The organism is Kistimonas asteriae (assembly GCF_018263925.1).
GTDB classification, from domain to species: domain Bacteria; phylum Pseudomonadota; class Gammaproteobacteria; order Pseudomonadales; family Endozoicomonadaceae; genus Kistimonas; species Kistimonas asteriae.
This window is the reverse complement of sequence record NZ_JAEVHF010000006.1, coordinates 75814-87508: the sequence shown is the minus strand read 5'-3', so window position 1 is coordinate 87508 and position 11695 is coordinate 75814. Positions and strand designations below refer to the sequence as shown.

General features: G+C 49.6%; 9 protein-coding genes. 3 read left to right on the top strand and 6 right to left on the bottom strand.

All coding sequences use genetic code 11. The features are described 5' to 3' along the window. Positions 1-58: 58 nt before the first annotated feature. Entirely contained in the window at positions 59-2371 is a 2313-nt protein-coding gene (locus tag KHS78_RS08660) for a collagenase (RefSeq protein ID WP_211827325.1), read from the bottom strand. Between the two features lie 491 nt (positions 2372-2862). Next, positions 2863-3258, bottom strand: a complete 396-nt coding sequence (locus KHS78_RS08655; RefSeq protein WP_211827322.1) for a hypothetical protein — start codon at positions 3256-3258, stop codon at positions 2863-2865. A gap of 252 nt (positions 3259-3510) precedes the next feature. Here KHS78_RS08655 and KHS78_RS08650 point away from each other — a divergent pair, with 252 nt between their 5' ends. Further along, complete coding sequence (locus tag KHS78_RS08650) at positions 3511-4275, top strand: DeoR/GlpR family DNA-binding transcription regulator (protein WP_211827321.1); 765 nt, start codon at positions 3511-3513, stop codon at positions 4273-4275. A gap of 50 nt (positions 4276-4325) precedes the next feature. On the opposite strand, the gene KHS78_RS08645 is transcribed toward KHS78_RS08650, so the two are convergent. The 3 genes from KHS78_RS08645 to KHS78_RS08635 all read right to left on the bottom strand — a co-directional run bounded on the left by KHS78_RS08645 (position 4326) and on the right by KHS78_RS08635 (position 9462). Next, positions 4326-6743 carry a hypothetical protein gene (locus KHS78_RS08645; protein WP_211827319.1) on the bottom strand — a complete coding sequence of 806 codons (2418 nt, stop codon included), beginning with the start codon at positions 6741-6743 and terminating at the stop codon, positions 4326-4328. Positions 6744-7106: 363 nt separating this feature from the next. Continuing rightward, entirely contained in the window at positions 7107-7943 is an 837-nt protein-coding gene (gene mscS / locus KHS78_RS08640; RefSeq protein ID WP_211827317.1) for a small-conductance mechanosensitive channel MscS, read from the bottom strand. Positions 7944-8001: 58 nt separating this feature from the next. Beyond that, positions 8002-9462: an MATE family efflux transporter gene (locus tag KHS78_RS08635; protein WP_211827315.1), complete on the bottom strand. Its 1461-nt coding sequence runs from the start codon at positions 9460-9462 to the stop codon at positions 8002-8004. A gap of 14 nt (positions 9463-9476) precedes the next feature. Between KHS78_RS08635 and KHS78_RS22465 the strand changes: the two genes are divergently transcribed. After that, complete coding sequence (locus tag KHS78_RS22465) at positions 9477-9611, top strand: hypothetical protein (protein ID WP_281417024.1); 135 nt, start codon at positions 9477-9479, stop codon at positions 9609-9611. A 187-nt stretch (positions 9612-9798) separates the two neighbouring features. Further along, on the top strand, positions 9799-10473 hold the full coding sequence (locus KHS78_RS08630; protein WP_211827313.1) for a magnesium transporter: 675 nt from the start codon (positions 9799-9801) through the stop codon (positions 10471-10473). Between the two features lie 95 nt (positions 10474-10568). On the opposite strand, the gene KHS78_RS08625 is transcribed toward KHS78_RS08630, so the two are convergent. Next, positions 10569-11561 carry a TerC family protein gene (locus KHS78_RS08625; RefSeq protein WP_211827311.1) on the bottom strand — a complete coding sequence of 331 codons (993 nt, stop codon included), beginning with the start codon at positions 11559-11561 and terminating at the stop codon, positions 10569-10571. Positions 11562-11695 lie beyond the last annotated feature (134 nt).

The following is an 11695-nucleotide window of genomic DNA, read 5'->3' as shown; positions in this document are numbered from 1 at the left end:
GAAACAGCAAAATGTATTTGCCGCTTATCCCGGTCTTTCGGTGAGAGTTTTTCAGCTGTTATTTATAGGTAGCTGTCAGCTGTATACCGCTGAACGGCGTTTTGGTTTTGATCATCACGTGATAATAGGCATTGGTTTTTAGCGGACTGACGGTGATGGTTTTCTTATCCCGTCCACATTGCTCGCGATACTCATAGACGCTCTCTGTCGGCCATTTAACAGACTGTACAAATACCTCCAGCTCACCGCTTCCGGTTCGGCCATCCACGGTAAAGGTGAGATTTTTGGCTCCATGCGGTACGAGAATGTAGAAATACTTGTTTTTGTCTGAATGCAGGCCGACCTTTGTGACGCCATTCTGTAAAACGGGGTTTTTAACATCCTTATCAACGCCCGGCCTGGCGGTATCCGGTGGGGTTGTATCGTCTGGCTCTGGTATTTCAGGGATGGTTTCATCCCCCTTATCAATGACGGCGTCATCGTCAGCCGGACCATGGTCAGGAAGGTTACTTTTTATACTGTTTACAGAGGCCAGCCAGTCATACCACTCGTTGTCATATTGGCTACCGATCTGGTTTAACCAGGATTTATAGTCATCGTAACGATCATTGCGAACGAGGGATAACATCTCCGTGACATCAGACGGATGACGTTCAAACATAAAACGCACCGCGAGATAGCCCCAGCGATAGACGCGCGTCTGACCACTGCTGTAGGTATTGCGGAAAATGGTGCTTAACGGATAGCTCTTTTGGCGTGCATAGTTTATAGCTTCCGGGTACTCGTCGCGGTGTGAAATGTATTCACCCAGTCCTTCGATCCACCAGATTGTATCGGCAGACGTCGACCGACCAAAGCCGCCGGCCATGTTGAACCTGCCATCCAGATAATGCACATACTCATGGCGCAGATTCCAGATGTGGAACTCAGGCCGTTGCCAGTCCGCTTCATAAGCGACAAAACGTGCCTGGTTCCCGGCTTTTGTCGGATCACCTTCAAGGTACATACCGCCGTTATCGGTACTGATGTTGAACAGCAGCCCCGCGTACATCTTGTAATCCTGGGTGCTGTCAAAGATGACCAGCTCCAGGTCCTGATTCTGATCATTCGCCACAGGCTGATGATTCGTGACGAGTTTTCGGTGGAAAAACGCTTCCTGTTCTGAGAGTTGATCACAGGCCCATTGTGCCTGTGGCACGGACATATTCTGTGCCCGGATTTTCAGGGTCTGGCTGCAGGTATGCCGGAAGGGAAGAACGGTACGTTCAACGTCCTGTTTAAAGTTGCAGACGCCATAATAGTCACAGTTATTGTTGTCATAATAGGAGGTCATCTCGGCGGCAACTAACCAGAGTGGTTGACCTTTTTCCGATCCTTTCTGTTGACTCACAATGGCTTTTAACTGTCCGCTAACTTTGGGTTGCAGTGATTTGTGTTGCAGGAAGCGTCCCAGTTCGCGAACGACGTTGGTCAACAGGTATTCGTTATCAGTATCCAGCAGATGCTGCTTTGTGTTGTAGAAGTTGTACAGTTCATCCAGCAGGGAGTTATCCTGTTCCACTGCTTCAACAAAGGCTTTCACCTGATGGCCGCGGAACAGTACGGTCATACCATTGTTGACAGCAGCCGTCATGTTTCTACTGGCTTCAAAGCGCTGGTCATAGGATGTTAACAGTCGCTTAACGATTGAGATATAACGGGCATTTTGAACGGAGCTGTCAATGAGAGTGACAGCCTCACCCAGTACACTGCCGTTTTCATCCGATACTGTGAATGTTTTGGGATTGGCAAAGAAGGCATCCAGTGCATACTGAATAATCGTATCCAGCTGAATGTCGTATGCACCGACCGTGTCTTTTTGGTAAAACTGCACATAGTAGCCAGCTCTCAGATAAAGGAAGAGCTGTTCCATACCCTGTGAATTGTTACCCGGATAATTTTGGGCATAACTATAAACGGCATTGGCTACCGTGATCATTTTGTTCTGATGGAACAGATCCCTGCTGGTGGAACCTGTTGCACTGAACAGCCCATTGATACATTGCAGATCCGCTTTTCGTATTGTCTCTGTAAGCCGTTGTCCATCCAGGCGGGCTATCTCTGATGTAGAGCAGGTGGATCCTGTTGCACCAGACAGAACTGAAAGTGTCGAAGCTTTCTGGTTTTCCAGCTGCTCTTCAAGTTCGCGATTCTTCAGTTTTCTGTGGGGATTACTGGGCGGCAGGGGGCTGCCATCAAGAACTTCTTCTGCCTGACGACCATGAATCAGGCTGGTTTCGATATCAACGGAAGAGGCTTCGGAGCCGGGAGACAATGACAGCAGATTGATCGCTGCAACGAGGGGCGCAAGTGACAGAACGGGGGACTTCATGCGACTGACCTTTGCCGATATGGCAGGTTTCTGGGAATCTCTTCAGGCCATGATTTGACGTTTGAAATGACAAGCAGAAACAACGTTCTTTAGCATTGTTTAGCTTTTTGGGTGGTGTGATTAGGAAATAAAAACAGGTAGCCCTCTCATACGGGAATACCAATAAGGCCTGAGATTACTCTCTGATTTTTGACAATTCTCTGTGCGACTTTATCAAGAGAAACACGGGCATTAAGACTGCCCTTTTTCAGTAATGATCGACGATTCAAATCGTTGCCATAAACCCACCTCGCTATAAAAACAACCGTTAGTCAAAAGTAGACCATGAGCCTGTCAGGTCAAGACGGGATGCTTTCTTTGAACAGTGAATATTGTTTATGACGTTATTTACGTGGAGATAGTTAACTTGTCACGTCTTAGTGAGTGCCCGTCAGGCCTGTGATGCGCTTTACACTGTTCGAGTATCACAGGCCTGGGGAGAAGCAGTCGCATCAAGTGTTGGTGTCTGTTTTTTCATTCCACCAGACTGCGAGTGCCAGGCAGGCCAGGCCGAAATTAAGCGTCATGGCGACAAAACTGCCGGCCTTGGCAGAAAAAAACGACGGTATGAAGGGAATCACTGAAACAGACAGGCATGTGACCAGAGCCGATGCGAAAGCCGCAAAATTAGGCAGAGCCCAGGGGTACTGACGCCACAGACCGATAATTGTTACCAGCCACCAGATCAGCGCCGTTAATCCGATGGCGACGCCTACACTTTCACCGTCCCAATGTCCTTCGGTAAACAGTCTTGTGAGTGGCTGCCAGCGAAAAGCAAAGATAAACAACCAGTAGTTGCACAGCAGGTTGACGATGAGCAGGAGGGCGAGGGGGCGATAGAGTTTCATGGGAGGTTGTATTTCAGTCGTCTAGTGGCGTGATGATAACGGTTTACAGGGTTTCCATACAGACGGTTGCCATGGGGACAATGATCGATACCATACCCTTTGTCGTAATTCGAACATCATTGGGTTTGATGTTGTGTAAATGCTCGGCATTCACGGACAGGAAAGCCTGCACATTGCGAGTAGACTAAAGTGTTTTAGCCGGCGTGATCGGTCTTGTTACTCAGGTCTTAAGACAAACGAATAGGTAGTCCATTGTTAGCGATTGAACGACGCGAGCGCATTCTCAGTTTTCTCCGTCAGCATGAATATGCCAATGTGGAAACACTGGCAGGTATTCTTGATGTATCCAGCATGACCATCCGACGGGATCTGAGCAAGCTGGAAGAGCAGGGAATGATCCGCCGTACCCATGGCGGTGCGACGATCGGTCAGTTCATCAATACGCAGCCGCACAGTGAAGAGAGCAAGAGCCGTTGCCCGGAAGAAAAGCACGCCATTGCCAGCTATGCGGCGTCGCTGGTGTCTGATGGTCAGTCCATTCTTTTGGATGCCGGTACCACCTGCATGGAAATTGCGCGCCAGCTGGTGGATCGCCGCATTCGGGTGGTGACGACTGACCTTGCCCAGGCGTTGTTTCTGTGCCGCTACCGTAACATTGAAGTGCATATCGCTGGTGGCCAGGTGGATGAACGAACTCAGTCGAGCCTGGGAGGTAATGTGCAGCACTTCCTGGATGATTTGAATGTTGAATTGGCGTTTATTGGCTGTACGTCATGGGACCTGCAACGTGGTGTGACGACGCCGACAGAAGATCGGGCAGAACTGAAGCGCAAGATGTTTGAACGGGCGGGTACCCGGATTCTGGTGGCTGACAGCGAAAAGTATGGCCGCTATTCATTTCATCGGATTATGGGGCTGGAAAAATTTGACTTGGTGGTGACAGACAGTCATTTGCCGGATTACAGTCATGAAACCCTAATAAAAGCTGAGATTAATCTTCATCTTGTGTCAGCATAAAAACAGAAAAAACATTGGTATAGAATAATCTATACCAATGCATATATTACTTATACTGTTGCAGAAGGTGGTTGGCGTAATGGTTTTATAATGTCTTCAACATCTTCATCATCTGCAAACTCACCAAGGTCGTAGAGCTGTTTTGCATAGGCGTTAAGAACCGCTTCGTCGAGTTTGTAATAGTCCTTAATTTCATCTGCGAACTCTTTAATAATCTCCTTTTCAGAGAGTGACCAGTCAATATCTGCGTATTTCTCATGTAAAACAGTCGCAATGTCTAGTCGGCGGTTATGCACTCTATTATTTACTGCAGATACCGAATCTTGGTCTGACTCATTTTCTGTAGATACCGAATCCTTGTCTGAGCGTGTGGGATTTTTCTCTGATTTCGTAGCTACCGGTTTTAACCCTTCTTTTTTAAATTTATGGATTGCATCACGGAGACCACTATCCATTGACGCTGCAGCCCCCACGTTTGGTTTCGGCACTTGCGGTTGATCCTGCTGTGGCGCCGCAGTGTTTTGTTTTGTCTCCTGCGCTTGATCCGTTGGTGGCGGTGGCGGCGGTGGCGGCGGTGGTGGTGGTGGTGGTGGTGGTGGTGGTGGCGCCGCTGGATCCTTAGGTGCAGGTGTTATTGGTGGCGCAGGTGGCTGTGTCGTTGTTTGAGGCACTATAGTTTCGCTGGCCTTTGGCGCCTCATGTGTTCTAGCCTGCTGCTGTTTTAACTCATCCATTACAGTGACCGGCGCTTTTTGGGTCTCTTGCTCTGTAGACGGCGGAGGTGAGGAGGGCTGCATGGCTGCCGCCGCTTTGGTGTCAGGATATGAACCGCGTTCCTCGGTGTGTTCAGGGCGCGTAATAACAGGTTTGGTTGAAACCGCCACCGGTATTGCTGGGGGCGGTGTTGTTGGTTTTTTAGGCGCAGATCGCTTAGGCATTTTGGGTGGACGAGGTGGTGGTGTATTATCTTCTGCATCCATAGCCATACTTTTTGGAGGCATGAATAACGGTTTATTGGGGTCGAATGCAATGTGGGTGGCGAGTTCATTGTGTTCCAACTGGAACAAACTCTCAGCCATTCTTTCTTTATTCATATGAATGGCTTCCGATCCCATTTGGTGTAGCGTTGAGAAAGTTTCTTGGAACTCAAGAATAAATTTGTTCAGTGCCGGTAATTCCGATCTTTCCAGTGTGCTGATATTCGCTCTAAGCTGAGCTATTTGACTGTTCCACTTTTTTTCAAGCTTATCGGCTTCTTTACGCCATTTAGTCTTATTTTTCTTGGGAAAGTCTGGCTGGGTCGACAGATTGCGTTTTTCTCTCATCTCTTTCAGCGTATCGGATACACTGTCCAGAGCTTTCATTTGAGTCCAGCACGTTTCACAAAGGGTTTGTTCTGATAGGGCTTTTTGAGAAAGCTGGTCATATCCAGGCTCAAGCCCTTTCCAAACCTGTTGCATGCGTTTCGTTGGACCTTTTGAGGTTGCATGCACCACCGGATCAACGAAGGTTTTCATGAGCGCATTGACATGCTGAACGCACTGTTGTGATTTATCGACCCCAACATTCATGTTGACCATTTCAACAACGACTTGTTGCAAGCCATGTTCCATGCGGTTTCTTATGAGGCTTCTATCTTGTGCTTTAGCGTTAGGTATTGTTTTTTTGTTCAGAAGATCTGGATTTATCGCTTTCACTGCCACAACGAAATCGTGTATGCCAGCAAGAGACTGTTCCCAGGCCGCTATTCGTTCGTGGTTATTGCCTGATACCGTTGTCTGCTGGTCCAGCAGTGTAGTGAGTGTCGGTTGGTATAAATCAGCCATCCTGTCTTGTAGTGCTTGCTTGAGCTGTGATCGCTGATTTTTAGTCAGGCAATGATTCATTACCTTGCTATTCATAGTATCTAAAATATACTTCAGGCTTTTTGGGCTTTTGACGTGATGAATGGTTTCTTCCAGAACTCTGAAGTGCAGGTTTCGTTGTATATTGTCCTGAAACGTGATGGTGTCTACCAGTGTGAAATCAGTATCATCTAATCGTTGCCCTTTAAATTTATTTAACTCATCATGGGCTGTTTCTAACTCTTCTACCAATTGTTCACTTGGAGAAAGAAGCCTTTCAATAATTGGATTTTCAAGGGGGTCAAGTTGGAAGTCGCCATCACCACTCATGGATGTTTTTGAGTCCAGTTCTTCGGCAATCTCTTTGGGTTTATCTGGCGAAGCAACGCCTAGAACTTTAATGGAAAAATCGTCACAAAGCTCTCTCTTCTTGTCTAAGGTGTCTACGCGATGCTGTTTCGGAAGCAACTTTTTGTGAAAAAAGGTTGAAATGTCACGCTTAGTTCCTGTTGGCGATTTCCATCTGCCTTTTGAGCTGATTATTTTTCCTTTGTTAAAATTAAAATCTGGCCGTTCGGTTTCCTTTACGTTTTTTCCAATGATGGGAGGGGTCCTGATTTTCATTGTTCGTCCTCATTTTATAAGTTATATGATTTATGAATAAAAATTTATTTTTGTCTGACTTGCTTAGATTTTATCGTAAGCAGTTTTTTTTGTTATTAGACAGATGTTCTATTAAGTGCCCGTATACTGTTTATGATATTTGATTTTTTGGGGTTGTTCTTGTATTGATGTTGTTTTAAGGGACGTTTTCTTTTTTTAATGCTTCTTATTTTTTGTTTAAGATTTTTTTATAATGTTTTTTTATTTTATAGGCTTAATATTAATAGTAAGTTTTTTTTATATAGCGAATGAGCTTTGTTATTTCGCTGCGTCGTTATACAAGTGTAATATAATCCCCCTTAATCGGATTAAGGGGGATTGGTTTTAGGCCGCCACTTTTTCCAGATGAACATCCATCTGTGGGAAGGGTATCTCTATGCCGGCTTCATCCAGCGCAATCTTGATGTTTTGGTGCAGGTCAAAGTACACATCCCAGTAATCCTCTGTCTTCACCCAGGGACGTACGACGAAATTCACAGAAGAATCTGCCAATGCGCTGACGCCAATGGTGGGGGTAGGGTCTTTCAACAGACGACTTTCTTTCTCCAGTACGCTTTGCAACACTGCCTTGGTTTGTGCCAGATCGGCCTTGTAGCTGACACCAATCACCAGATCCACCCGGCGGGTGCCGGTACGGGAATAGTTGATGATATTGCCATTGAGAATATTGGCGTTAGGAATAACAACCATTTTGTTATCAGGCGTCATCAACACGGTGGTGAAGATCTGTACGGATTCCACGGTACCGGCGGTACCAGCGGCTTCCACATATTCACCGGTCTTGAGAGGCCGGAACAGAATCAGCAGGACGCCGGAGGCAAAGTTGGACAGTGAACCCTGCAGAGCCAAGCCAATGGCAAGGCCGGCGGCACCGATGATGGCGACGAATGAAGCGGTCTGGACACCAATCCGTCCGAGTGCGGCGATGCCCACGAAGGTCAGGATGGCGTAATGGGCCATGTTGCCGCAGAAACGGGTGATGGTGGTGTCGACCCGTCGTTTTTCCATGACCCGAACCATGGTGCTGCTGATCATTTTGGCAGCGATATAGCCCACCAGGAGAGTCAGCAGCGCAGCGGCCAGGTTAATAATGTACTGCAGCAAGATGGTATCGTTGCGGGCGACCCAGTCACTGGCCTGATTAACAATATCCGCGCTCATTCACAAACCTCATTGGTTAAATAGACGTTTGCGGTAGTATAGTTTTGATCTTGTTTCTTCAAAGCTGCTTTGTGTCAGTATCTTCCGCAGCTTCCACGTCAAGTTGGGCATCTTCCATCATATAAGCGCGAGATGAACAGAAGGGCATGAGTGGCATGGCCGGCTCGATCACTGCTTCTTCCTCTTTCCGCTCATGGCAGACTTTCAGTTGATGCACCCGCCTGGCGGCCAACAGGAATCCTGCGATACCAAACACAATGCTGCCAACGGCCTGACCGATCAACACACCTTCGGCACCGAACGTTTTTCCACCAAAGACGACAAACGGAATGGTGCCAATGGTGGCTTTCCCTGCATTCAACAAGGTTGCCCAATAACTGCGATTCAGGTTGTTAAACGACGCATTGGCAATATAGAGCGCGCCATTAAACGCAAAACTCATGGCTACCCAGGGGCAGAACAGGGCAAACAGTTCCGCGGAATCTCCCCGTAAACCAAAAGCATGAATGAGAGGATCACGTAGCAGCCAGAGCAGCAGGGACACGACAATACTGTAGAGTGCTGCAAGCAGCAGGGCGTCGAACAGGGTTCGGTGCACCCGATCGAAACGCTGGGCGCCGAAGTTCTGACCAATGATCGGGCCGACAGCACCGGAGATGGCAAACAGCAGGCAGAATGCCACCGGAATAAGACGACCGATGACCGCAAACCCGGCCACATAATCCGTACCAAAGTTAGCAATAAATCGTGTCACGAAGGCGTTGCCAAACGGCGTGGCGATATTGGCAAGAATCGCGGGCAGGGCAATGATCGCGATGGGTTTCAGGTTGCACTGAAAATCCTGCCAGTGTGGTCGTGCCATCAATCCGTGGTGGTAAACCATGCCATAGGCGGCGATGGCAAAAATGCAGATACGCGCCAGCACAGACGCCGTGGCGGCGCCTTCAATGCCCATGTTCAGTCCGAAGATGAACAGGGGATCCAGGATAGCGTTGACAATACCACCGGCCAGCGTAGCGAACATGGCGCGCTTGGCATCACCGGTGGCGCGCAGGGCGGCGCTGGCCGCCATGGCCATGGCCAGGATCGGTGCACTGGGCATCAGGATACAGAGGTAGTCAGCCGCTTTTTTGGCAACAAGCCCTTTGGCGCCGATAAGCGCCAGCAGCTCCTCAACATTGGACACCATGACCATCGCTATCACCGAGCCGATGATCAGGGAAAACAGCATGGCGCTGGCACCAAAACGACGGGCGGAAGCCATGTCCCGGGCGCCCAGTGAGCGGGATACAAGGGCACCCATGGCAATGGATGCACCAATGGAAACCGAGGTATTGAAAAAGACCAGGGAGCCGGCAAAGCCGACAGCCGCCGCCAGTTCGGCATGCCCCAGAAGACTGATGAAGTACATATCCAGCAGGTCGACCAGGAACAGGGCCATCAGCCCGATTGCACTGGTAGACGACATGACAACGATATGGCGCATAAGCCCGCCACGGACGAATCGGGCGTCAGACATAAAAGAAATCCGGCATGAAGCAGAGCCCTAAGCATGCCTGTTCCTGCCATAACTGCAACCGATCTGTTGATGTGTTCATGAAGCGTTCAGGCAGGAAGGAATACAATGCGCCGCGGATTGCCATGGATGGCGTCTGTGATCTTCATTGAGCAAACAATGGGTAAACCAATGTCTGAACAACCTCCCAGTATTGACGCGGGTACCCGCAGCTTCCGGTCGCTGGTTTTACGGTAAGACACGCCTTTTTTGCACGCTCTTTCCCATCCTGCGCGGCCTGCGCTATTCCCGCCTGAAAAATAACATTGCCTGAATACAACCTGATCGGTGGGAATTTTTATGATGAACAACAAGCCGCTGCTGCAACCGGCAGAAGCAACCGTATCTGCCACGCAGGTTGAACCGTATTGCCTGAATGGCAATGATGCCTGCACCGGGTCATCCACTGGATACCTGGGAACCTCCGTCTGGGGACATTTCTCCAGCCGTGTGCACTGGATGATTTTGCTGACCTTGTTTGGGTTTCTCTCGGGCTACATCATCAGCAGTTATGAAGATGCCCTGTCGTCTTTATTAATATTGACGATTTATATGCCAATGATCGCTGACAGTGGTGGTAATGCTGGCAGTCAGGCGGCTACCGTGATTATCCGCGCCATGGCGGTAGGTGAACTTGGCCGGGGTGTGGCGCTGCGTATCCTCTGGAAGGAATTCCGTATTGCTGCCCTGATGGCGCTGGTGATTGCAGGACTGGCATTTTTGAAGGTGGCCCTGCTCACGTCTGCCGCTGATTTGCCGAGTGAGCTGACCCTGGTGCGTGTAGGCACTGTGATTTCCCTGGCGCTTGCAGTACAGGTGATCTTCTCAACCTTGACCGGAGCATTGGTACCACTGGCAGCTCGTCGTTTATCGCTGGATCCGGCAGTACTGGCCAGCCCGATGTTGACGTCACTGGTTGATATTTCGGGAATGCTGATTTACTTCGGCCTGGCAACCCGGTTACTGGGTTTGTAGCAACAGTTCATGGATAGCGTGCATGGTCAGCCGGGAGAAACAGCCGCCAGCCTTAATGGCTGGCGGCTGCAGTGTCAGTTAGACAACGTTCCTGATTATTTAGGCAGTGAGACACCCACCGAAGGTAATGTCATGACCTGAGAAACCGCCGGTTTCCGGAGCAGTGACAGACTGATAGAAGCGCCCAATACCGTAGCGATGACGAGCAGGGAGACCGGGGTCGGGATTGCCCACGCTGTATCCAGCAGCAACATCTTCACACCCACAAAACTTAGCATGACGGCAAGGCCGTAGTTCAGGTAACGGAAGCGATCCATCAGGCTTTCCAGTACGAAGAACAATGAACGGAGGCCCAGCAAAGCCATCACGTTGGCGGTATAGACCAGGAACGGATCGGTGGTCACAGCGAAAATGGCCGGAATGGAGTCAATGGCGAACATCAGGTCACTGAGTTCGACGACCAGGACAACCAGCAGCAGCGGTGTTGCCATCCAGCGACCATGTTCACGTACCCAGAACGCAGCTCCCCGAAACCCATCGGTCATTGGTAGACGACGTGACAGGGCTTTCAGCCAGCGACTGTTGCTGATGTCATTGGTTGCGTCGTTTTTGTGCATCGCCATCTTGATACCGGTAAAGATCAGCAGCACGCCAAAGACATAAAGCAACCAGTGATAACGGGCAATCAACGCACTGCCCGCCAGAATCATCACTCCCCGCATCACCAGGGCGCCGACGACACCGTAGAACAGCACCTTGTGCTGGTAGGCGCGGGGCACAGCAAAAGCGCTGAAGATCATGGCGAAGACGAACAGGTTGTCGACACTCAGGGATTTCTCAATCAGGTAACCGGTGGCAAACGCCAGGGCCGCCTCATGACTGGACAGTGTACTTTCCGGTGAAAGGGTTCCCCAGAAAAAGAAGATAATCAGGTTGAAGGCGATTGCCATGGCGACCCAGACGGCACTCCATCCCAGCGCATGACGAAGAGATACTTCCTTGTTGTTACGGTGGAGATAAAGGTCAAGGGCCAGCATGGCCAGGACAAACAGGTTAAAGCCGATGATCGGCCAGGCATGGTTCAGCACGGTATAGCTCCGTCAAAATCCGGCGCGCACGAAATCGCGCACTATGGCTAGTGTGGTGCTGGTCTCGTCAAAGCTTGTGAGGCTCAACCGTTGCCGGGATTGCTCCGTGTTGACGACAACGGTCCCACTTTATG

Coding starts and splice junctions, on each gene's coding strand:
- KHS78_RS08660 (WP_211827325.1), bottom strand. CDS start 2,371: ATGAAGTCCCCCGTTCTGTCACTTGCGCCCCTCGTTGCAGCGATCAAT.
- KHS78_RS08655 (WP_211827322.1), bottom strand. CDS start 3,258: ATGAAACTCTATCGCCCCCTCGCCCTCCTGCTCATCGTCAACCTGCTG.
- KHS78_RS08645 (WP_211827319.1), bottom strand. CDS start 6,743: ATGAAAATCAGGACCCCTCCCATCATTGGAAAAAACGTAAAGGAAACC.
- mscS (WP_211827317.1), bottom strand. CDS start 7,943: ATGAGCGCGGATATTGTTAATCAGGCCAGTGACTGGGTCGCCCGCAAC.
- KHS78_RS08635 (WP_211827315.1), bottom strand. CDS start 9,462: ATGTCTGACGCCCGATTCGTCCGTGGCGGGCTTATGCGCCATATCGTT.
- KHS78_RS22465 (WP_281417024.1), top strand. CDS start 9,477: ATGAAGCAGAGCCCTAAGCATGCCTGTTCCTGCCATAACTGCAACCGA.
- KHS78_RS08630 (WP_211827313.1), top strand. CDS start 9,799: ATGATGAACAACAAGCCGCTGCTGCAACCGGCAGAAGCAACCGTATCT.